Raw genomic sequence first — 21,308 nt, forward strand, 5'->3', positions numbered from 1 at the left:
TCAGAAGTGGACCTCGGTGCGCATGCCAAGAACCACGGCATTGTCGGTCTTCACGCCCACCCCGTTATAGCCGCGCCCGCCGGGATTGATGACATACTGGGCGTCGAACTTGAGGTTCAGCCAGCCGGTCGCCTGCCATCCGTACCAGACTTCGAGCGGCACTTCGTTGCCGCCGGCGTTGGGACTGAGGGCCGCCGTGTTCACGTGGGTCGTGCCCACCGCGAAGCCGACTTCGTCCTGGGGACGCCAGGAGAACGTTCCGGTATGCCGGAAGCCCAGGGCGATCTGGTAATCCTGGTACGACGTCCGGTGATCGGCGACGGTCGTGTTGAGGAATGTGTACCAGCCTACCGCACCGGGACCGTCAACAGTCAATCGTTGCAGGATCGACTCGTAGACGCCGAAGCGGCCGCGTTGATCGCTGATATTTTGATCCGGCACGCCACCGACGCCCGGGATGGTGCTGATGACACCCGGAAGGCCGCCATCAATAGACGAGGCGCTGTCGTACCAGCCGCCAAGTCTCCAGGTCCCGGTCAAGGGCCCCTTCGGCGTCCAAACCAATTCCACCGGCACCATCACGCCACTGGCGCGATTCGAGGCGGGAATGCCGGGCAAGAAGTAGACGCCTGGGTCCGACGTCGTCAGGTAACCCGGATTGGCGTCGTAGACACCGACCGACACTGTGAATTCCGGCGCGATCTTGTAGTGGACGACCCCGGCCCATTGGCTCACCGGCCAATTGTAGATGTAGCCGCCCTGGATGTTGCCGGGCTGGCCGCCGCAGAAGGTCAGGTTGATGAACTCGCACAGGCCGAAGAAGAAGTCCGAGCCGACCGGAAGACGGCCGCCTTTGAGTTCAAGGCGGTCATCGAAAAGCTTCTGCGAGTAGTAGAGCTGCGTCAGGCGCAGAATATTGCCGCGGCCGAACACTTCGTTCGTCAGCTGCAGGGCGGGAATGTCCGCTTCGGTATTCAGATTCTTGCCGAAGCGGTCGACCAGCGTGAGACCGACGGTGCCGCCGGGGATGCCGGCGAGTTTCCCCATGTCCAGCTTCGCGCCAAACCACAACTGACCGGCGTTGGCTGCGGTGTTCCTGCTTCCACCGGAGAGATTGCCGACGGATTCGTTACCGAGCGTCAGGCCGATATCGATGCCCTGCTCCTTCAGCCTGGTCCTGCCGAGATCGCCGAACAGATACGGTCTCGTCCAGAAATCGTCAGCCGCATAAGGAACAGGTGCAGCTTTCGTCGAAAAATCGGCCGCATATACTCCACCGCAAAACAGCGATGAGAAAGCAATCCCCACACCGCACACCCCTGCGGTGTTTATAAACCTGCGCAACATTTGTCTCGTCCTCCCGCCGTCTCAGGCTTTGCTTGTTTCGCCTCACGCCCCTGCCCAAAGCCCTCGAGCCTGGAACGCGCTCCCTCCCCCAGCGGCCGCCGACCAGGCGGCCTTGTGTCAACTGGAGCGTGGATCTGTCATGCCCGATCACCCGTTCTCGCCGGCAATGCATCCGCGGGGCGCGGTGACGCGCCTTGGACTTGCTCGGCCAATGTCGATTTCGGCGCCGCACGGGCGAGGCCGGCCAGCGCCAGCTTGCGGCGCCGTCGTGCCTGCAATTGCTGATCCGCCAACACGCCGATCAGAATGACCGTGCCCATCACCGCGAAGTTCAGCGAGTTGGGAATGCCCAGGATGTTCACGAGGTTCTGCAACACCTGCAGCAGCGCCGTGCCCAGCACGATACCGAGAATAGACCCCTCGCCGCCGCGCAGGCTGCACCCGCCCAGGACGGCGGCCGCGATCGCGTAGAGCTCGTAGAAATTTCCGAACGAGCTCGGCGAGACCGAGTTCGTGTAGAACACGAACAAGACTGTTGAAACTCCGGCGAGCCCGCCGCTGATGATATAGGCGGTTGCGATCACGACGTTTGTGCTGATGCCCGAGAAGCGCGCCGCCTCCTCGTTCTTGCCGACGGCATAAAGCCAGCGCCCGTAGACCGAGCGGTGCAGCAGCACAGCGAGGATCAGCGCAAGGACGATCAGCAGGATGAAGGTGTTCGGGATTCCCGCCACATTGCCCGAGGCGATGTTGCTCAGTGTCGCCGCCTCGTCGCCATAACCGAAGCCGCGGGTCGAATCGCTCGTGTAGTAGCGGGCGGCGCCGCGATAGATCAGCAACCCACACAGCGTCACGATGAAGGGCTGCATCTTCAGCCGGGTGATCAGGAACCCCTGGATGCCGCCAAGCACCAGCCCGCCCAGCAGCACGGCCGCCAGCGCCAGAGGCCACGGCACGTCGTAGGTCGTCAGAAGGTCGACGAACACGACGCCGAGCAGCGCAAACATCGAGCCGAGCGACAGGTCGATGCCGCCGGTGATGATCACGAGCCCCTCGCCGAGCGCGAACACACCGAACAGGCCGATCAGATTGGCCATGTTCAAGAGGTTCACCAGCGACAGGAAGGCGGGATTGATCGCACCCGTGATGGCGGCGATCACCACCAGCAGCAATCCCAGACCGAGCTCTTTCCTGATCATGGCGCGGCCGCTTCCGCGGTTTCCAGCGCCTGGCCCATGGCCAGTCGCAATACGTTGTATTCGCTGAACTGCTCCCGCTCGAGCACGCCGCTGACGCTGCCTTCATGCATCACCGCCACCCGGTCGGAGACGCCGATGACTTCCTCCATGTCCGACGAGATCATCACGATCGCGACGCCATGGTTGGCGAGGTCGCGCATCAGCGCGTAGATCTCGCTCTTGGCACCGACATCGATGCCGCGGGTGGGCTCGTCGAAGAACATCACGCGCGGCTGCATGGACAGCCATTTGCCGAGCACGACCTTCTGCTGGTTGCCGCCGGAGAGCGTCACCACCTCCATGTCGATGCTCGGCGCCTTGATGGAGAGGCGCCTGACCTGCTCTTTCGCGACCTTGCGTTCGGCCGCGCCGCTGACCAGCCACATCCGCGCATGATCCAACAGGCTCGCCAGCGTCATGTTCTCGCGAATCGGCAGCTCCAGCACGAGCCCGGATTTCTTGCGATCCTCCGGCACCAGATAGATGCCTTGGCTGATCGCGTCGCGCGGCGATGCGATTGCGATCGGCGCGTTGTCGATCCTGATCTCGCCGCCCAGCAGCGGGTCAACCCCGAAGGCCGCGCGGGCAAGAGAGGTGCGGCCGGCGCCTACCAGCCCCGCCAGGCCCAGGATCTCGCCATGCCGCACGGAAAGATCAACCTGCCGGTCGGGAAAAGCCGATGTCACGACGCCGACGATGTCGCAGCCGCCCGGCTGCGGCGGGTATTTCGGCGGAGTATGCAGCGCTTTCAGGTCGCGGCCGATCATCAACCGGATCATCGCGGCATGGCTTAGCTCGTTCCGCGCCAGCTCTCCCACCGTGCGGCCGTCGCGCAGCACCACGACGCGGTCGGCGCAGGTCATGATCTCGCCGAGCCGGTGGGAGATATAGATCACCGAGATGCCGTGTGCCTTCAGGTCGGCAATCACCTCGAGCAGCCGTTCCGTCTCCGAAATCGTCAGGCTGGAGGTCGGCTCGTCCATGATGATCACGCGGGCGTCGATCGAGAGCGCCTTGGCGATCTCCACCATCTGACGCTCGGCGATGGACAGGTCTTCGACCAGCGTATCCGGCGCGAAATCCGCACCCAGCCGCTCCAGCAGCGGCGTCACGCGGGCGCGCATCTGCGCGCTGTCCACCAGCTTCAGCGGCCCGCCCATCAGCTTCTCGCGCCCGATGAAGACGTTCGCGGCGACGTCGAGATTCTCGAACAGGTTCAATTCCTGATGCACGAAGGCGATGCCGGCCTGCGTCGCCTCGTTCACCGTTATCCGCGCGTAGTCGTTACCGCCGATGCGGATCACACCCTCGCTCGGCGCGATCACGCCGCCGAGCACGCGCATCAGCGTCGACTTGCCGGCGCCGTTCTCGCCGATCAGGCCCAACACCTCGCCGCGGTACACCCGCAGGCTGACGTCATCGAGGGCCATGACACCGGGATAGGATTTGCTGATCCCGGCGAGTTCGAACAGGATTTCCGCCATTCATTTCCTCCCGCACGACGCCCGGCGGACGTGCCGCCGGGCGCCTGATACTCACTTCTTGAGGAGGTTCTTCATGTCTGCGGTGAACGCCGCGACGTTGGCCTTGCTGATTACCTTGGTCGGCACGATCAGCTTGCCGCCCGCCGGGATCCAGGACTTGTCGCCGTTCAGCGTCTTGATGATGTTGGTGGCGGAGAGATAGCCGAACTCGTAGGGCTGCTGCACCACCGTCGATTCGATCGTGCCGTCGGAAACGCCCCGCAGTGTGCGCTGGTCCTCGTCGAAGCCGACGATCTTCACCTTGCCGGCCTTGCCCGCCGCCTTGACGGCGTCATAGATCAGCGGTGTCTCGTAGCTCCAAAGCCCGGACAACAGCGCGATGTCGGGATATTTGACGAGCACGTTCTCCATGTTCGCCTTGGCCTTGGCGAAGTCCACCTGGTCGGTGAACACGTCGACCAGCTCGACCTTGGTGCCGGCGATCGCGTCCTTGATACCCTGCACCCGCTCGCGGGCATTGTCCGCATCCATCGTGCCGACGAACAGCGCGATCTTGCCGCCGTTCGGCAGCGCCTTCTTGATCTCCTCGCCTGCTTGGTGTCCGGCCGCGACGTTGTCGGTGCCGATATAGGCAAGGCGATTGCTCTGCGGCGCGTCGCTGTCCGTCGTGATCAGCACGGTCTTGGCCGCAACCTTGTTGAGCTCTTCGGTTGCGTGCGGCGCATCATCCACCGAGATGGAAATGCCGGCGACGCCGCGCACCAGCAGGTCGTCCAGCTCGCGCCGCTGGCCGGCCGCGGTGGCCTCGTTGGTGACGATCAACTGGATGTCGTATTCCGGGTGCTCCTTCTGAGCCTTCTCGAGCCCACGGCCCGCGATGGTCCAGAAATCGGCCGCGGCATTGGTGACCAGCGCAATGGTCTTTTTCTGCTGAGCCTGCGCCATCCCCGTGGCCATCGCGAGCGCGGCGGCGGTCGCGAGCAGCGGCACTATCAATTTCTTGATTGATCCGTTCATGTGTATCTCCCTTTGTTCACCCACTCCGGGGCTTCACAGCGCTTTTGCGCCCTTATTTTATTTACGCCGCGAAGAAATGACGCAGCGTAAAGTGTCAAGATCAGGATGTACGAGCGCCTTATTCAAGCGTAAATAGTACATAAGGTACGATATTAGTAAACATGGCGCCCAAAGACGTTTTCCGAATGTGCTTTTTACGCCACAGTACTGCACCGCGCGCATATTAAATTCACCAGTAGAATTAAAGGGGCAACATGGTTGACCAGACTGAGCCGCCGAGACGCGTTTCAACCGTGGCCCGCGGCTCGAACCGTGGCCGCCTGGTCGAAGTCTTGCGACGCCAAGGGCCGTTGCCGCGTGTGGAGCTCGCCCGGAACACGGGATTGAGCTTCCCGGCCGTTTCAGGCCTGACGTCGCGGCTGATCGCGGAAGAGATGCTGTGCGAGACCGAGACAGCGGCAACCGCATGGTCCGACGATCCCGACGAAGAGGATGCGGACGGGCCGAATGGCCGCCGCCGCGGCCGGCCGGCCGTGCTGCTGACCTTGAACCCGGAGTTCGGGCGCATCGTCGCGATCTCCGTGCGTATGAACCTGATCGAGACGCTGATCGCGGATTACCGGGGCTCCGGCGTGGCGCAGTCGCGACTTGCACTGTCGACGCGCGCGCTCGATGCAGGCGCGCTGCGCGATCTCGTGATCGCGCAGATCAATGCGCTGCTCGATGCGACGGCGACGCCGCGCCATCGGCTATTGGGAATCGGGATTGCGCTGCAAGGCATCGTGAACGTCGACACCGGCACGACGCTGTGGAGTCCCGCGCTGTCGATCACCGAAGTCGATCTGGCGACGCCGATACGTCAGGCGTTCGGGGTCGAGGTCGTGATGGCGAACGACGCTGTCGCGGTCGCGCTCGCCCTCACGTCCGCCGAACCGGCATTGGCGCAAGGCCTCTCGGCCACGATCATGGTCGGTCACGGCATCGGGATGGGCGTCGTTGCCGATGGTGAAGCACGCTGGGGCGCCGGCAGCGAGATCGGCCATGTCAAGCTGGCGCCGGACGGCCCGCAATGCCGCTGCGGCCAGCGCGGCTGCATCGAGGCTTATCTTGCCGATTATGCGCTCTACCGCGACGCCCGCACCTTTCTCGATCTGCCGCCGGCGGACTCGCAGCAGCCGTCCGAAGGACAGATGGCTCTGTTGCGCGAGCGTGCGCTGGGCGGCGATCCACGTCTCGAGCAGCTGTTCCTGCAGGCAGGTCGCGCCCTCGCCGAGGCGGTCGCCGCAACGATATCGGTGCTGCGCCCACACCATGTCATCCTGGCGGGTCCAGGCCTGATGGCATTCGACATGATGCGCCACGCCTATGAAGAGCGGCTCGAGCAGTCGGTGTTGCCATGGCTGCTCAGGTCCACGGCGATCCATCTGCGTCCAAGCGAATCGACGGTCATTGTCGAGGGCATGGTGCGGCGGACGCTGCGGGTCGTGGACCAAAACCACATGGAAGCGACCGAGTAAGCGCCGCGAGCTAAGCGCTGGCTGGGGCGGGAGGGATCGAACCTCCGAATGGCGGAATCAAAATCCGCTGCCTTACCACTTGGCTACGCCCCATCAGGCCCGTGGGAACGGCGGCGACACGAGCGCCCGCGGATTCCCTCGAGTGGTGCCGGTCTATAGGGAGAGGCGCGGCATTTCAACCGCCCGGAGGGGCAAAATACCACAGGCGCCGGCGGCGCCGCGCCATGCCTGATAGGGGCGCTACGCCACCCCGCTCTCGACGGCCGCTCCGCCACCCCTCCTGACAGTTGAGACCTCCCCCGTTTCATGGGAATACGGCGGCAAGAACTGTCTCCCCGGGAGTGAGCCATGACCTACCGCGCGCCGATCTCTGACATGCTGCTGTCGCTCAACCACGGCGCCGGCCTGAAGGCTGCCATGGAGGCCGGCCATTACGGCGATTTCGACGGCGATATCGTGAGCGCCGTGCTGGAGGAAGCCGGCAAGTTCGCAACCGATGTGCTGGCGCCGCTCAACAAGGTCGGCGACGAGCACGGCATCAAGCTCAGCGACGGCAAGGTCACGACCGCGCCGGGCTGGCCGGATGCCTACAAGCGCTGGACCGAGGGCGGCTGGAACGCGGTCTCCGGCCCCGAGGATTTTGGCGGCCAGGGCCTGCCGCTCGCGATCAACGCCGCCTGCACCGAGATCTGGAGCGCCGCCAACGTCGCCTTCGGCCTCTGCCCGCTGCTGACGGCGTCGGCGATGGAGGCGCTGGACGCGCATGGCAGCGACGAGTTGAAGAAAATCTATCTCGAGAAGCTCGTCTCCGGCGAATGGACCGGCACGATGCAGCTGACCGAGCCGCAGGCCGGCTCCGACGTCGGCGCGCTGCGCACCCGCGCCGAGAAGCAGGCCGACGGCACCTATCGCATCAAGGGGACGAAGATCTTCATCACCTATGGCGAGCACGACATGACCGACAACATCGTGCATTTCGTGCTGGCGCGCCTGCCGGACGCGCCGGCCGGCACCAAGGGGATATCGCTGTTCCTTGTGCCGAAATTCATGGTCAACGAAGACGGCTCGCTGGGTGCGCGCAACGACATTTTCGCAAGCGGCGTCGAGCACAAGCTCGGCATGCATGCCTCGCCCACTTGCACCATGACAATGGGCGATCATGGTGGCGCCATCGGCTTCCTGGTTGGCGAAGAGAACCAGGGCATGCGCTGCATGTTCACGATGATGAACCAGGCCCGCCTCGGCGTCGGCCTCGAGGGCGTCGGTGTTGCCGACCGCGCCTATCAGCAGGCATTGTCGTACGCACAAGAGCGCAAGCAGGGCCGCGCCCTCGGCAAGAAGGGTGACGGCTCCGATGCGATCTTCGTGCATCCCGACGTCAAGCGCATGCTGATGCGGATGCGGGCGCAGACCGCGGCGGCGCGCACCATCTGCTATGCGACCGCCGTGGCGATCGACGTCTCGACACGCGCCAGCGATCCGAAGGTCCGCGCGGACGCTGCCGCGCGCGCGGCGCTGCTGACGCCGATGGCCAAGGGCTATTCCACCGATGTCGGCAACGAGGTCGCCTATCTCGGCGTGCAGGTGCATGGCGGCATGGGCTTCATCGAGGAGACCGGCGCGGCACAACACTATCGCGATGCCCGCATCACCGCGATCTACGAGGGCACCAACGGCATCCAAGCCATCGACCTCGTCACGCGAAAGCTCGCGGCCAACGGCGGCGCAGCGGTGTGGGCGCTGCTCGACGAACTCTCGGCCATCGTGAAGCAGGTCGAAGCTTCCAACGATCCCGCCTTCGGCACCACGGGCGTGAAGTTGCGCGAGGCACTGGAGGCGCTGACGCGCACAAGCAAATGGCTGCTGGAGCGGGTTGCGTCCGCGCCGAACGAGGCGCTGGCCGGCGCGACGCCGTATCTGCAACAGTTCGGCGCCACGCTTGGCGGCTGCATGCTGGCATCCGAAGCGCTCGCCGCGAAATCCCATGGCATCACGGACGCCGCGCGCTACGTCTCGCTGGCGCGCTTCTTCGCCGAGAACATCACCGTGCAGGCCGGCGCGCTCGAGCGAACTGTGACGGAGAGCGCGGAGTCGGTCGCGGCGGCGGATGTGGTATTGTTGGGGTAGCTGGGACGGCGTAGTCTGGATGAAGCGCAGCGTAATCCGGCGCTGTCATTGCTTGTGGCACGAATCCCGGATTGCGCTGCGCTCCATCCGGGCTACGAAGCCGCGAGCTTCGTACGTCGCCCCGGCCGCCACAGCACCACGCCCGCCGCCAAAAGGTCGAGCACCACGCACATCGCAAATGCCGTCGTGTAATCGCCGGTTACGCTGCGCACGAGGCCGACGATGCCGGGGCCGAAGGCGCTGACGATGCCGCTGATCGACGTGCCCAATCCCATCGCGGCGGCAAAAGCGCCGGCGCCGATCTCGCGCTGGATGATCAAAGGCGGGAACGTGATCATGTTGCCGATCGAGAAGCCGTAGACGGCGCAGCACACGAGCAGCACGGTCGGATTCGTGCTTTGCAGAAGCACGAACAGAGCCGCCGCCTGGCTCGTCATCGATGCCGCGCAGGCGAGTCGCGGATCGAGCCGGTCGACGAACAGGCCGAGCGACAGGCGCCCGACCACTGCCATCGCCGCCATGATGGTGACCGCAAGGCCCGCACTGGCGCGGCCGATCAGCGGTTCGAGAAACGTCACCTGGTGGATGATGAATCCCATCTGCGCCAGCAGCGCGACCGCGATCGGCAGCACCATGGTCCAGAACGCCGCGTTGGCGAGCAGCGTCTTGCGCGAGTGAACCGCAGGCAAGGCAGTGCCGCCAGCGGATGAATCCCCACCCGACGTCGGCGGCATTTCGGTCCGCCAGCCGGTGAAGATGACCACCACCGGCAGCACCAGCACCACCATCGCGAGCGTGGCGGCCAGCATCGCGGAACGGAAGCCGATGCTGGCGCTCAGCGACAGCAGCAGCGGCACGAGGACGATGCCGCCGCAGGTCGCGCCGTTGTAGGCGAGGCTGAGCGCGAGCCCGCGGCGCCGTTCGAACCAGGAGTTCAGCACGGTCGCGATCACCACCGTGCCCATGCCGGTCCAGCCGAACGACATCAGCGCATAGGCGAGATAGAGCTGCCAGGGCGTCTGCAGCAGCGCCAGCAGCACCGTCGAAGCGCCGAGCGCCGACAGGCCGCACAGGATCAGCGACCGCAGCCCGATGCGGGCGAGCAGATCGTCGGTGAAGATGACGAGGACGGCAGTCAGGAGAAAGGAGAAGGTGCTGGCCGCGGAGACCAGAGTGCCCGGCCAGCCATGGGCGCGCTGAAGCTCGGCGAGATAGACGCCCTGGCCGTAGAGGCCGAAGCCGAACATGAAGAAAGCCATCAGGAAGCAGGCCAGCACGACGCGCCAGCCGCGATAGTGCAGCGAGGATTCGTCAACACGAGTGGCGGCAATCATCAATCAGGCAATCGGCCAAAGGGAACGGCGCGAGGCGATCGTGCACCACAACCAGGGGTTTTTCAATCGAAAATGGCAGCTGATTATTGCAACGCGTCGCACGGCGGGAGCGTGATGCGCCCGTCTCGGGCGAATTCGGTCTTCAAAAGGTCGCGCGAGCGCATTGGCACGCCTGCAAGATGATGTAGGCTGACGTTTCGCGAGTCTAGCCAATGTCAGTGTCGCGGCGACCGCAGGGGCCTCTCATGCCGAATGGCAATATCGTCGTCACCGAAGAGCGCGAAACACGCGTGATCACCCTGCGTCGCCCGAGCAAGAAGAACGCGATCACGCAGGACATGTATCGGGAGATGAGCCGCGCGATCGACACCGCGCAGAACAATCCCGACATCCGCTGCATGATCATCACCGGAGGCTCCGGCGTGTTCACCGCCGGCGATGATATCGACGATTTCATGCACGCCGACACGTCGCGCCCCGAGACGCTGTCCGACGGCGCCAAGTTTCTCTATTCGCTCGCCCTCAACGCCAAGCCGGTGATCGCGGCCGTGGACGGTGCATCGATCGGCATGGGCACCGTGATGCTGTTCCATTGCGACTATGTGCTGGCCTCGAACGCGGCAACCTTCTCCGCGCCCTACATCCATCTCGGGCTCGTGCCGGTCGGCGCGTCCAGCCTCTTGATGCCGAACACGATGGGCTACCAGCGCGCCTTCGCCATGCTGGTGATGGGGCGGACTTTTACGGCCGCGGAAGCGCATGCCGCCGGCTTCGTCAACACCGTGGTCTCGCCGGGACATACCGAGGTCGAGGCGCGCAAGGTGGCGCGCGATATCTGCCGGCTGCCCGCCGAAGCGGTCGCGACCTCGCGCAAACTGCTCCGCGTCGCATCCGAGGAGCTCACCCGCCGTATCGACCAGGAGGCCCATTTGTTCGGCGAGCGGCTGAAGTCGGAAGAAGCCACCGCCGCGTTCAACGCGTTCGCGAGCAGAAAGAAGAAAAAGTAGGCTGTCGTCCGGCGCAGCGCCGCGGAATGACGGCGAGAACTTTCGTGAAATCTTCGTGCGGACCGACTAGTCTGGTTTCATGCAACATGTTCTCCGCCTGACCGTCTTCGCGCTCGCGCTCGCCGCCCTGCCCGCGTCCGCCCAAACCGCCGCACCCGTCGAGCTGCGCATCCTCGCGATCAACGATTTCCACGGCAATCTGCGCCCGCCGCCGGGCGGCATCCGGATCAGTGATCCCGAGGACAAGTCCAGGAAGGTGATGGTGGCGGCCGGCGGTGCCGAATACATGGCGACGCTGGTGAAGCAGCTGCGCGAGGGACACAAGAACACGATCTTCGTCGCCGCCGGCGACCTGATCGGCGCAAGCCCGTTCCTGTCGGCGATGTTCCACGACGAGCCTTCGATCGAGTCGCTCTCGATGATGGGGCTCGCGATCACCTCGGTCGGCAATCACGAATTCGACGAGGGCAAGACCGAGCTGTTGCGGATGCAGAACGGGGGCTGTCATCCCGTCGACGGCTGCCAGGGGCCGCACCCCTTCACGGGCGCCAAATTCCGCTATCTCGCGGCGTCCACCATCGAGACCGCGACCGGCAGGAGCGTGCTGCCGCCTTACGAGATCAGGGAGTTCGAAGGCATCCCCATAGCCTTCATCGGGCTGACCTTGAAGGACACCGCGGGCATCGTCTCGCCATCGGGCATCACGGGTCTTGAATTCCGCGACGAAGCCGAGACGGTGAACGCGCTGGTGCCGCAGCTGAAGGCGCGTGGGGTCGAGGCGATCGTGGTGCTGATCCACCAGGGCGGCGAGCCGGCTGGCGACTACAACGAATGCCCTGCCATCACGGGGCCGATCGTCGACATCGTGAAAAAATTCGATCGCGCCGTCGACGTCGTCGTCAGCGGCCACACTCATCGTGCTTATGTCTGCGATATTGACGGGCGGCTCGTCACCAGCGGGGACAAATACGGGACGCTGGTCACCGCGATCGACCTCAAGCTCGATCCGGCGACGCGCGACATCGTCAGCGCCAGAGCCGAGAACGTCCTCGTCGCCAATGCCTCGCTGCCTAAGGATCCCGAGCAGACCGCACTGATCGACGCCTACGACAGGCTTTCGGCGCCGATCGCCAATCGCCCGGCTGGATCGGTGACGCAGACGCTGTCACGCGTGCCGAACGACGCCGGCGAAAGCCCGCTCGGCGACGTCATTGCGGACGCGCAGCTCGCCGCGACCAGGGACGCCAAGGACGGCAGCGCCGTCATCGCGCTCACCAATCCCGGCGGTATCCGCACCGACATCGTCCCGAAGGAGAACGGCGCGATCACCTTCGGCGACGTTTTCGCCAGCCAGCCGTTCCGCAACCGGCTCGTCACCATGACGCTCACGGGCAGCCAGCTCAAGGACATGCTGGAGCAGCAATGGCTCGATCCGAAGCGGCCGCGGATTCTCCAGGTCTCGAACGGGTTCAGTTACGCCTGGGATGCGGCGAAGCCATTCGGCGAGCGCGTGATCAACGAGAAGATGACGCTCAATGGCAGGCTGATCGAAGCCGGAAGCGGCTACCGCGTCACCCTCAACGATTACCTCGCAGTTGGCGGCGACGGCTTTACGGTCGCCAAACAAGGCACGGGGCCGCAATATGGCGGCTACGACGCCGACGCGCTGTTCGCGTTCTTCAGGGCGCACGGACCGATCGGGCCGCTGCCGCTGAGCCGCATCCTGCGCGTGAATTGATCCGGATCAAACGGGCCGGTTCGGGACACCCTTTGCCATTCCCGGGGGAACGCATAGATTGGGTTTTGCATTTGCGTTTTGGCGCCGGATGCGCCAAGCGACGTCGAGAGCCCGCATCCCATGAGGCCGACTGATGAGTACGCTTCTCCTCTCCCACAAGGCCTGCCTCGACCACGTCACGCCGCCGGGACACCCTGAAAGGCCGGACCGCCTGCGCGCGGTGGAGGAGGCGCTGTCGCATGAGCGCTTCCAGTTCCTGGTGCGCGACCAGGCGCCGGAGGGCGATCTCGATCTCGTCACGCTCTGCCACAACGAGCACTACGTCACGGAGCTGCGCCACATCGCGCCGACCAGCGGACAGGTCTATATCGATGGCGACACCTCGATGTCGCCGGGCACGTGGGAAGCGGTGATGCGCGGCGTCGGTGGCGCGGTCGCGGCGACCGAAGCGGTGATGAATGGCGAGCATCGCAACGCCTTCGTCGCGGTGCGCCCGCCCGGCCACCACGCCGAGATCGGCAAGCCGATGGGCTTCTGCTTCTTCGACAACGTCGCCATCGCCGCGCGCCACGCGCAGCGCAAATACGGCATCAAGCGCGCGGCCATCGTCGATTTCGACGTGCATCACGGCAACGGCACGCAGGACATCTTCTGGTCGGACCCGACCGTGATGTACTGCTCGACGCACCAGATGCCGCTGTTTCCGGGCACCGGTGCCAAGAGCGAGCGCGGCGACCATGACACCATCGTCAACGCGCCGCTCGCCTCCGAGGACGGCGGGCCGGAATTCCGCATCGCGTTCGAAAGTTTGATCCTGCCGCAGCTCGAAAAATTCAGCCCGGAGCTGCTCGTCATCTCTGCCGGCTTCGACGCGCATTATCGCGATCCGCTGGCGTCGCTGAATTTGCGCGCGGAGGATTATGCCTGGGTGACGCGCAAGCTGATGGACCTCGCCGACAAGACCGCCGGGGGGCGCGTTGTTTCTGTGCTCGAGGGCGGCTACGACCTGCAAGGACTGAAAGAATCTGTTACGGCGCATGTCGGCGCCCTGATGGGCGCCTGACACACCCGCCACATTGCGCCCGCAAAACTTTGCTTTCTCCGACATGAAGCGAATCGGGCAATCGGAAACTTATATGGCCGAAAATACCCAAATCGACATCTCCAGGCTGACCTTCGAACGCGCCATCGAGGAGCTCGAAACCATCGTGAAGCGGCTCGAGGACGGCAAGGTGCCGCTCGAGGAATCCGTGACGATCTACGAGCGCGGCGAGGCCCTGAAGCGCCGCTGCGAGGAGTTGCTGCGCCAGGCCGAGGCGCGCGTCGACAAGATCACCACCGATGCCAGCGGCCAGGCCACCGGCACCGCGCCGCTCGACGTCCAGTAAGGGCCGCCTTCAAAGCCGCCTATCTCACGCAGCGGGCACCGGCAATTTTTCATGATCGCACGCCGCCGTCGGCGTTGCTGCTGCTGCTTGATTCAAGCGAACCGGCACTCTGGAGATCACGGAACCTCCCGCAGAGGGCCCCTCGCCCTCCCAAATCCGTCTAAAAATAGCTTCCGCACGCCAAAAACCTTGCCGAGGAACCGGGCAAGCTTGGAACCCTTCCGCTGGCGCTGGGATTAACCACTCTGGCCCGGGGGTTGCAGGTGCATGCCCGTAATCGGCCCAGCGGGTTGGCTTTGGCCCAAGCTTTGGTGTAAAGCTGCGCGGAGTGTGGCTTTTTGTAAGCCTTGCGTAGGCACTGATTACCGACGACAAGCGCTTCAAACTGCTGATGAATTGGCTGGGATGGACGAAGCCGATCTAAGTGACAGGGATCACAGAGACTGAACCGGAGAGCACTTAAGCTCACCTAAGCTTGAAGACGGGGCTTTGCCCCATGCAGGTGGCTCCGACGGTTTAAGGACTCGCGCTGCGCCGATATTGAGCAAACCCATCGCGCACCGGAACAATCTTCCGGCGCTGACAAATTGGAAATCGCCGTGAACGCATATAGTAAAACGCCGCTTCTCGACACCATCCGGACGCCGGACGACCTGCGCAGGCTCAAGGTCGAGCAGGTTCGCCAGGTCGCCGACGAGCTGCGTCAGGAGACCATCGATGCCGTCTCGGTGACCGGCGGTCACTTCGGCGCAGGCCTCGGCGTGGTCGAGCTCACCACTGCGATTCATTACGTCTTCGACACCCCGCGCGACCGTCTGATCTGGGACGTCGGCCACCAGGCCTATCCGCACAAGATCCTCACCGGCCGGCGCGATCGCATCCGTACCCTGCGCACCGGCGGCGGCCTGTCCGGCTTCACCAAGCGCAGCGAGAGCGATTACGATCCGTTCGGCGCCGCGCATTCCTCGACCTCGATCTCCGCCGGCCTCGGCATGGCCGTCGCGCGCGACCTCTCCGGTGGCAAGAACAACGTTATCGCCGTCATCGGTGACGGCGCGATGTCGGCGGGCATGGCCTACGAGGCCATGAACAATGCGGGGGCGATGAACTCGCGCCTGATCGTCATCCTCAACGACAACGACATGTCGATCGCACCGCCGGTCGGCGCGATGAGCGCCTATCTGTCGCGGCTCTACTCCGGCAAGACCTATCGCACGCTGCGCGATGTGGCCAAGCAGATCAACCAGCGCCTGCCCAAGATCCTCGCCAACCGCGCCAATCGCGTCGAGGAATATTCCCGCGGCTTCATGATGGACGGCGGCACGCTGTTCGAGGAGCTCGGCTTCTATTACGTCGGCCCGATCGACGGCCACAACCTCGACCATCTCCTGCCCGTGCTCAAGAACGTGCGCGACATGGAGACCGGCCCGATCCTGCTCCACGTCGTGACGCAGAAGGGCAAGGGCTACGGCCCGGCGGAAGCCTCCGCCGACAAGTACCACGCGGTGGTCAAGTTCGACGTCGCGACCGGCACCCAGGCCAAGTCCAAGCCGAACGCGCCGGCCTATCAGAACGTGTTCGGCCAGAGCCTCGTCAAGGAAGCGGAGAAGGACGACAAGATCGTCGCCATCACCGCGGCGATGCCGTCCGGCACCGGCGTCGACATCTTCAACAAAGCGTTCCCGGACCGCACCTTCGACGTCGGCATTGCCGAGCAACACGCGGTGACGTTCGCCGCCGGTCTCGCCACCGAAGGCTACAAGCCGTTCTGCGCGATCTACTCGACCTTCCTGCAGCGTGGCTACGACCAGATCGTGCATGACGTCGCGATCCAGAGCCTGCCCGTGCGCTTCGCCATCGACCGCGCCGGCCTCGTCGGCGCCGACGGCGCCACCCATGCCGGCTCGTTCGACAACGCCTATCTCGGCTGTCTGCCGAACATGGTGATCATGGCGGCGGCCGACGAAGCCGAGCTGGTGCACATGGTCGCAACCCAGGTCGCGATCAACGATCGTCCGAGTTCCCTGCGCTATCCGCGCGGCGAAGGCCGCGGCATCGAGATGCCCGAAATCGGCGTTCCGCTCGAGATCGGCAAGGGCCGCATCGTCCGCGAGGGCAGCAAGATCGCCCTGCTCTCCTTCGGCACGCGCCTTGCCGAATGCGAGAAGGCCGCCGACGAGCTCGCGGCCCACGGCCTTTCGACCACGATCGCGGATGCGCGCTTCATGAAGCCGCTGGACACCGAGCTGGTGCTCAAGCTCGCGCGCGACCACGAGATCCTGATCACGATCGAGGAAGGCTCGGTCGGCGGTTTCGGCTCGCATGTCGCGCAATACCTGACCGACCAGGGCGCGCTCGACAGCGGCCTGGTGCGGTTCCGCACCATGGTGCTGCCCGACGTGTTCCAGGACCACGACACCCCGGCGGCGATGTACGGTCGTGCCGGTCTCGACGCCAAGGGCATCGTCGCCAAGGTGTTCGAGGCGCTCGGCAAGGACGTCAAGGCCGAGACGGTCAAGCTCGCCTAACAGCGAGCTTCGACCTTCCGCGAAGCAGCTCTGATGAAAATCTATCTGGCAGGCCCCGACGTGTTCCTGCCAGATGCGGTCGAGATCGGCCGGGAGAAGGTCGCGATCTGTGCCGCGCACGGCCTTACCGGCCTCTATCCCCTCGACAACGACATCGACCTCGCCGCTCCCGACGCCTCGCGGCGGATCTTTTGCGGCAACGAGGCGATGATGGACGCGGCCGATGCGATCATCGCCAACCTCACGCCGTTCCGCGGCGCCAGCGCCGATCCCGGCACCATCTACGAGCTCGGCTACATGGCCGGCCGCCGCAAGTTTTGCCTCGCTTATTCCAACGACGGCGCCGCCTATGCCGACCGCCTCAGCCGCTTCATGGACGTGACGTCCGAGGACGGGCGGCTGGTCGACGCGCAGGGGCTGACGGTCGAGGATTTTGGCCTCGTCGACAATCTCATGATGATCCACGCGCTGGAACTGCATGGCTGCCCGCTGGTGACGCCGGCGCAGATGCCGATCGACGTCTGGCACGATCTGGCCGCGTTCGAGGCTTGCGTCCGGATGGCGGCCGCGCGATTGATCGCTACATAAGCGCCTCTGGCGTCTTCGGAGAGATGATGTCCCCTGCCCGCAAGCGCGCGGATGTTCTGCTGGTCGAGCGCGGCCTGTTCGAGAGCCGGGCGCGGGCGCGCGCGGCGATCGAGGCCGGCCTCGTCACCGCCGACGACAAGCAGGTCGCAAAGCCGTCGGAGACCATCGCCGAGGACGCCGTGATCCAGGCCGAGCCCGCGTACCCCTACGTCTCCCGCGGCGGCGTCAAGCTCGCCGGCGCGCTGGAGCGCTACCCAATCGAGATCGAGGACCATGTCTGCCTCGACGTCGGCGCGTCCACCGGCGGATTTACCGAGGTGCTGCTGGCGAACGGCGCGAGTCTCGTCTTTGCCGTCGATGTCGGCACCAGCCAGTTGCATCCCTCGCTGCGCGGTCACTCCAAGATCGTGTCGATGGAAGAGACCGACATCCGCGCCTATGACGGCAAGCGTTTGCCGGCGCGGCCCGATGTCGTCGTGATCGACGTCAGCTTCATCTCGCTCAAGACGGTGCTGCCCGTGGCGCTGTCGCTGGCGGCCGCGCCGATGAGCCTGCTGGCACTGATCAAGCCGCAATTCGAGGCGGACCGGAAGCACAACAAGAAGGGCATCGTCCGCGACGCCGCCGTGCACCGCGAGATCTGCGACGACATCGCCGCCTTTGCGGCCTCGCTCGGCTGCACCGATATCGAGGTGTTCCCGTCGGCGATCACCGGCGGCGACGGCAACATCGAATTCTTCCTGGGCGCGCGCCGTGGTTGAGCGCGTGACGATCGATCACGTCGGCCATCGCGGCGACGGCGTCTCGCTCGACGCTAGTGAAGCCATCTATGTGCCCTATACGCTCGGCGGCGAGACCGTCGAGGTCGATCACGTCGTCGGCAACCATCCTGATCGCCGCAAGCTGCTGGCGGTGGATGTCGCCAGCCCCGAGCGCGTCGCGCCGTTCTGTCCGCATTTCGGGGTGTGTGGCGGCTGCGCGATCCAGCACTGGGCGGCTGAACCGTATCACGCCTGGAAGCGCGGCATCGTGGTCGAGACCCTGGCCCAGGCCGGCATCGACTGCGAGGTGGCGCCGCTGGTCGATGCCCATGGTGCGGGACGCAGGCGCATGACGCTGCACGGCCGGTTCGGCACCCATGACATCCTCAAGGTCGGCTTCTCGGCTGCGAGCTCGCACGATGTCATCCCGATCGATCGCTGCCCGATCCTCGATCCCGGGCTCGAGGGCGCGCTCGATGCCGGTTGGGCGCTCGCCGAACTGCTGACGTCCAAAATGCTGGTGACGAAGCCGCTGGACATCCAGGTGACCGCGACCGCCAACGGTCTCGACGTGGACGTGCGCGGCTCCGGCCCGCTGCCAACGCCGCTCGTGACGGCGCTGTCGCGCGTCGCCGAGCAGCATCGCCTGGCACGGCTGACACGGCACGGCGAACTGGTGCTGCAACGCCTGCCACCGACCCTGCAGATGGGCCGCGCCGAAGTGACGCTACCGCCGGGCTCGTTCCTGCAGGCCACCGTCGCCGGCGAAGCGACGCTTGCGTCGCTGGTCGCGGAGCGCATCGGCAAGGCCAAGAACGTTCTCGACCTCTTCTGCGGTGTCGGGCCGTTTGCGTTGCGGCTCGCCGAAAAGGCCCGCGTCACCGCCCATGACAATGACGCCGGCGCCATTGCAGCGCTCGAAAAAGCCGCGCGCACACCGGGCCTCAAGCCGATCAAGGCCGAGCCGCGCGACCTGTTCCGCCGTCCCCTGGTGGCGCCGGAGCTGCGCGATTTTGACGCTGTCGTGTTCGACCCGCCGCGCCAGGGCGCACAGGCGCAGGCCTTGAAGCTCGCCGCGAGCAAGGTGCCGGTGGTGGTCGCGGTCTCCTGCAATGTCGCGACCTTTGCTCGCGATGCGCGGCTGCTGATCGATGGCGGCTACAAGATTGACGTAGTCGTGCCGGTGGATCAGTTCCGCCACACGCCGCATGTCGAGCTGGTTGCGAAGTTCACGCGCTAGTTAGCGCCGAAGGCCACTCAACGCCGGCGACTCGCCGGGCAGCATGTTCGATCTGAGATCGCTATCCATGCGGCCCGAGTCCTGCTGGGTGAAGCCGGCGCCGAACGACAGGCTGAGGTTGGAGGTCGGCTTGAACTCGACACCCGCAAATGCGCTGTAGCCGGGCGAGGCGCTGGAGGTGAGCGGCGCAAGCGAGCTGCCGATGCCGTTGCCGTATTTCAGGGTGTCGAAACCGGCAAAGAACGTGACGGGCATGCCGCCCGCGGTCTTGGTGTTGTAGCCGAATTGCGTGCTGTCGTAGGAGAGCGCGCTGAAATTGCCGCTCAGTCCGGCCGGGCTGAGGCCGCTCCAATTGAGATTGCCATGCTGGCTGCCGACAAAGAAGCCGTTCGCAAAATTGCTGCGGCCGCTTGCGTCGGCGCCATTGAAGCTCGGGAAATTGCCGTAGCTGTCGGCGCTCTGGCCGGCAACGCCGCCGAAGCCGAAAGGTCCGCCGGGGATCCAATATTGCAGGGGTGCGCCTTGCGCATGAGCCGGCGCTTCGCCGAGGCAGAGCAGGGCAAGAAAAACCGCGAGACCGCAAGAGCGTGTAAGCCTGGACATCCAAATAACCGTCGAAAAGCTTGCGAATTATACCCACCAGACAGCATGAATGCCAGCATAGCGACACCAGTCTTCCCTTGAGTTCCGGGATCACGTTTTCCTGCCAGTTTGAACTTCCCGCATGCCGGATTGACCCACCTAAGGGGGCGCGTCAGCACGGAGGCTGTCATGGAGGTCAATTCCGACAGGTTGAATGCCTTTATGGGCAAGATGGTCACCGAATTCGGGGCAGCGATGAATGCGTCGCTGGTCCTGCTCGGGGACAAGCTCGGTCTCTACCGTACCCTTGCCGCCAAGGGACCGATGAACTCGTCCGAGCTCGCAAGCGCCACCGGGACGGCGGAGCGCTACGTCCGCGAATGGCTCGCGAGCCAGGCGGCATCCGGCTACATCGAATACGATTCCGCTTCGGCAAAATTCTCGATGCTGCCGGAGCAGGCGATGGCGCTTGCCGATGAGGACAGTCCGGTGTTCCTCGGCGCGTTCGGCAATGTCATTGCCTCGGCGTTTCTCGACGAGCCGAAGGTCTCGGACGCGTTCAAATCCGGCAAGGGCGTCGGTTGGAACCGGCGCAGCGAGTGCCTGTTCTGCGGCACCGCACGCTTCTTCCGGACCGGGTACATGCATCATCTGGTGCAGGAATGGCTGCCCGCGCTCGACGGCGTCGTGGACAAGCTCAAGCGCGGCGCCAAGGTCGCCGATGTCGGCTGCGGGCACGGCGTCTCGACACGGCTGATGGCGGAAGCCTTCCCGAACTCCCGCTTCTACGGCTTCGACTATCACGAGGGTTCGATCGAGGCCGCGCGAAAGGCGGCCACCGAAGCCAGATTGGGCGACCGGGTCAGCTTCGCTGTTCATTCCGCCAAGACCTATCCGGCCGAGGGCTATGATCTCGTCTGCTTCTTCGATTGCCTGCATGACATGGGCGATCCCGTCGGCGCCATCGGCCACGTGCGCGAGACCATGGCAAAGGACGGCACCTGCATGCTGGTCGAGCCGTTCGCAGGCGACCGCCTCGAGGACAATCTCAACCCGGTCGGGCGGGTCTATTATGCGGCGTCGACCATGATCTGCACGCCGGCCTCGCTCGACCAGGAGGTGGGCCTCGCACTGGGCGCGCAAGCCGGCGAGGCAAGGCTGCGCAAGGTCGCGCGAGAGGGCGGACTGACGCGCTTCCGCCGCGCAGCTGAAACGCCCTTCAATCTGATTCTGGAGGCGCGGATCTGATCTTCCCCATTCCGGCGCGTGGCTGCGGTATATGGCCATGCCGATGCTGCAGCCACGCCTGGCGCCGACATCCTTGCCTCGCTCGCGCGGCAACGTAAGCTGGCCGCCGCAAATGATCGGTAATGGCGCTTTGGCGCCCGCGTGCGACGTCTTGCGTCAGATCG

17 protein-coding genes and 1 tRNA gene are annotated in these 21,308 nt (G+C 64.9%); 11 read left to right on the top strand and 7 right to left on the bottom strand.

Going from position 1 to position 21,308, the window contains the following annotated elements; genetic code table 11:
- The 4 genes from ABIB80_RS09920 to ABIB80_RS09935 all read right to left on the bottom strand — a co-directional run bounded on the left by ABIB80_RS09920 (window position 1) and on the right by ABIB80_RS09935 (window position 5,086).
- A complete protein-coding gene (locus ABIB80_RS09920) occupies window positions 1-1,347 on the bottom strand; it encodes a carbohydrate porin (RefSeq protein WP_219685144.1) in 1,347 nt (448 codons plus the stop codon).
- Between the two features lie 137 nt (window positions 1,348-1,484).
- The gene (locus ABIB80_RS09925) at window positions 1,485-2,546 is read right to left on the bottom strand and encodes an ABC transporter permease (protein ID WP_007594180.1); all 1,062 of its coding nucleotides are present in this window, start codon (window positions 2,544-2,546) and stop codon (window positions 1,485-1,487) included.
- Window positions 2,543-4,069 (bottom strand): sugar ABC transporter ATP-binding protein, encoded by a 1,527-nt coding sequence (locus ABIB80_RS09930; protein WP_354127304.1) that lies wholly within the window; start codon window positions 4,067-4,069, stop codon window positions 2,543-2,545. The genes ABIB80_RS09925 and ABIB80_RS09930 overlap by 4 nt, the downstream gene beginning before the upstream one ends.
- 51 nt (window positions 4,070-4,120) lie before the next feature.
- Window positions 4,121-5,086, bottom strand: coding sequence for a sugar-binding protein (locus ABIB80_RS09935; protein ID WP_354127305.1), 966 nt, complete (start codon window positions 5,084-5,086; stop codon window positions 4,121-4,123).
- 254 nt (window positions 5,087-5,340) lie between these two features.
- On the opposite strand from ABIB80_RS09935, the gene ABIB80_RS09940 reads away from it, so the two are divergent.
- Complete coding sequence (locus ABIB80_RS09940; protein ID WP_354127306.1) at window positions 5,341-6,603, top strand: ROK family protein; 1,263 nt, start codon at window positions 5,341-5,343, stop codon at window positions 6,601-6,603.
- Between the two features lie 18 nt (window positions 6,604-6,621).
- On the opposite strand, the gene ABIB80_RS09945 is transcribed toward ABIB80_RS09940, so the two are convergent.
- A tRNA-Gln gene (locus ABIB80_RS09945) sits at window positions 6,622-6,696 on the bottom strand.
- A 255-nt stretch (window positions 6,697-6,951) separates the two neighbouring features.
- Between ABIB80_RS09945 and ABIB80_RS09950 the strand changes: the two genes are divergently transcribed.
- Window positions 6,952-8,730, top strand: a complete 1,779-nt coding sequence (locus tag ABIB80_RS09950) for an acyl-CoA dehydrogenase family protein (RefSeq protein WP_219678544.1) — start codon at window positions 6,952-6,954, stop codon at window positions 8,728-8,730.
- A gap of 92 nt (window positions 8,731-8,822) precedes the next feature.
- Here ABIB80_RS09950 and ABIB80_RS09955 read toward each other — a convergent pair whose 3' ends face one another.
- Window positions 8,823-10,064, bottom strand: a complete 1,242-nt coding sequence (locus ABIB80_RS09955; RefSeq protein ID WP_354127307.1) for an MFS transporter — start codon at window positions 10,062-10,064, stop codon at window positions 8,823-8,825.
- Window positions 10,065-10,309: 245 nt separating this feature from the next.
- Here ABIB80_RS09955 and ABIB80_RS09960 point away from each other — a divergent pair, with 245 nt between their 5' ends.
- The 8 genes from ABIB80_RS09960 (at window position 10,310) to ABIB80_RS09995 (ending at window position 19,314) form a co-directional block, all read left to right on the top strand.
- Window positions 10,310-11,071, top strand: a complete 762-nt coding sequence (locus ABIB80_RS09960) for an enoyl-CoA hydratase-related protein (protein WP_354127308.1) — start codon at window positions 10,310-10,312, stop codon at window positions 11,069-11,071.
- Between the two features lie 79 nt (window positions 11,072-11,150).
- The gene (locus tag ABIB80_RS09965) at window positions 11,151-12,809 is read left to right on the top strand and encodes a bifunctional metallophosphatase/5'-nucleotidase (protein WP_354127309.1); all 1,659 of its coding nucleotides are present in this window, start codon (window positions 11,151-11,153) and stop codon (window positions 12,807-12,809) included.
- A 133-nt stretch (window positions 12,810-12,942) separates the two neighbouring features.
- Entirely contained in the window at window positions 12,943-13,872 is a 930-nt protein-coding gene (locus ABIB80_RS09970; RefSeq protein ID WP_354127310.1) for a histone deacetylase family protein, read from the top strand.
- A 73-nt stretch (window positions 13,873-13,945) separates the two neighbouring features.
- Window positions 13,946-14,197, top strand: coding sequence for an exodeoxyribonuclease VII small subunit (locus ABIB80_RS09975; RefSeq protein ID WP_007594646.1), 252 nt, complete (start codon window positions 13,946-13,948; stop codon window positions 14,195-14,197).
- A 599-nt stretch (window positions 14,198-14,796) separates the two neighbouring features.
- Entirely contained in the window at window positions 14,797-16,725 is a 1,929-nt protein-coding gene (gene dxs, locus ABIB80_RS09980; protein WP_354127311.1) for a 1-deoxy-D-xylulose-5-phosphate synthase, read from the top strand.
- Between the two features lie 33 nt (window positions 16,726-16,758).
- The gene (locus tag ABIB80_RS09985) at window positions 16,759-17,313 is read left to right on the top strand and encodes a nucleoside 2-deoxyribosyltransferase (RefSeq protein WP_007594651.1); all 555 of its coding nucleotides are present in this window, start codon (window positions 16,759-16,761) and stop codon (window positions 17,311-17,313) included.
- A gap of 26 nt (window positions 17,314-17,339) precedes the next feature.
- Window positions 17,340-18,074, top strand: a complete 735-nt coding sequence (locus ABIB80_RS09990; protein WP_007594653.1) for a TlyA family RNA methyltransferase — start codon at window positions 17,340-17,342, stop codon at window positions 18,072-18,074.
- Entirely contained in the window at window positions 18,067-19,314 is a 1,248-nt protein-coding gene (locus ABIB80_RS09995; RefSeq protein WP_354127312.1) for a class I SAM-dependent RNA methyltransferase, read from the top strand. The genes ABIB80_RS09990 and ABIB80_RS09995 overlap by 8 nt, the downstream gene beginning before the upstream one ends.
- Here the strand turns inward: ABIB80_RS09995 and ABIB80_RS10000 are convergent, their stop codons facing one another.
- Window positions 19,315-19,917 (bottom strand): hypothetical protein, encoded by a 603-nt coding sequence (locus ABIB80_RS10000; protein WP_354127313.1) that lies wholly within the window; start codon window positions 19,915-19,917, stop codon window positions 19,315-19,317.
- Between the two features lie 168 nt (window positions 19,918-20,085).
- Here ABIB80_RS10000 and ABIB80_RS10005 point away from each other — a divergent pair, with 168 nt between their 5' ends.
- Window positions 20,086-21,144 carry a class I SAM-dependent methyltransferase gene (locus ABIB80_RS10005; protein ID WP_027516562.1) on the top strand — a complete coding sequence of 353 codons (1,059 nt, stop codon included), beginning with the start codon at window positions 20,086-20,088 and terminating at the stop codon, window positions 21,142-21,144.
- Window positions 21,145-21,308: the final 164 nt, after the last annotated feature.

The sequence above is a fragment of the Bradyrhizobium sp. i1.15.2 genome (assembly GCF_040548425.1).
GTDB classification, from domain to species: domain Bacteria; phylum Pseudomonadota; class Alphaproteobacteria; order Rhizobiales; family Xanthobacteraceae; genus Bradyrhizobium; species Bradyrhizobium canariense.

Excerpts from the sequence above, each read along its gene's own strand:
- ABIB80_RS09930 (WP_354127304.1), bottom strand. The coding sequence starts at position 4,069 with ATGGCGGAAATCCTGTTCGAACTCGCCGGGATCAGCAAATCCTATCCC.
- ABIB80_RS09960 (WP_354127308.1), top strand. The coding sequence starts at position 10,310 with ATGCCGAATGGCAATATCGTCGTCACCGAAGAGCGCGAAACACGCGTG.
- ABIB80_RS09935 (WP_354127305.1), bottom strand. The coding sequence starts at position 5,086 with ATGAACGGATCAATCAAGAAATTGATAGTGCCGCTGCTCGCGACCGCC.
- ABIB80_RS09985 (WP_007594651.1), top strand. The coding sequence starts at position 16,759 with ATGAAAATCTATCTGGCAGGCCCCGACGTGTTCCTGCCAGATGCGGTC.
- ABIB80_RS09925 (WP_007594180.1), bottom strand. The coding sequence starts at position 2,546 with ATGATCAGGAAAGAGCTCGGTCTGGGATTGCTGCTGGTGGTGATCGCC.
- ABIB80_RS09965 (WP_354127309.1), top strand. The coding sequence starts at position 11,151 with ATGCAACATGTTCTCCGCCTGACCGTCTTCGCGCTCGCGCTCGCCGCC.
- ABIB80_RS09940 (WP_354127306.1), top strand. The coding sequence starts at position 5,341 with ATGGTTGACCAGACTGAGCCGCCGAGACGCGTTTCAACCGTGGCCCGC.
- ABIB80_RS10005 (WP_027516562.1), top strand. The coding sequence starts at position 20,086 with ATGGAGGTCAATTCCGACAGGTTGAATGCCTTTATGGGCAAGATGGTC.
- ABIB80_RS09955 (WP_354127307.1), bottom strand. The coding sequence starts at position 10,064 with ATGATTGCCGCCACTCGTGTTGACGAATCCTCGCTGCACTATCGCGGC.
- ABIB80_RS09990 (WP_007594653.1), top strand. The coding sequence starts at position 17,340 with ATGTCCCCTGCCCGCAAGCGCGCGGATGTTCTGCTGGTCGAGCGCGGC.
- ABIB80_RS09975 (WP_007594646.1), top strand. The coding sequence starts at position 13,946 with ATGGCCGAAAATACCCAAATCGACATCTCCAGGCTGACCTTCGAACGC.
- ABIB80_RS09970 (WP_354127310.1), top strand. The coding sequence starts at position 12,943 with ATGAGTACGCTTCTCCTCTCCCACAAGGCCTGCCTCGACCACGTCACG.
- ABIB80_RS10000 (WP_354127313.1), bottom strand. The coding sequence starts at position 19,917 with ATGTCCAGGCTTACACGCTCTTGCGGTCTCGCGGTTTTTCTTGCCCTG.
- ABIB80_RS09920 (WP_219685144.1), bottom strand. The coding sequence starts at position 1,347 with ATGTTGCGCAGGTTTATAAACACCGCAGGGGTGTGCGGTGTGGGGATT.
- ABIB80_RS09950 (WP_219678544.1), top strand. The coding sequence starts at position 6,952 with ATGACCTACCGCGCGCCGATCTCTGACATGCTGCTGTCGCTCAACCAC.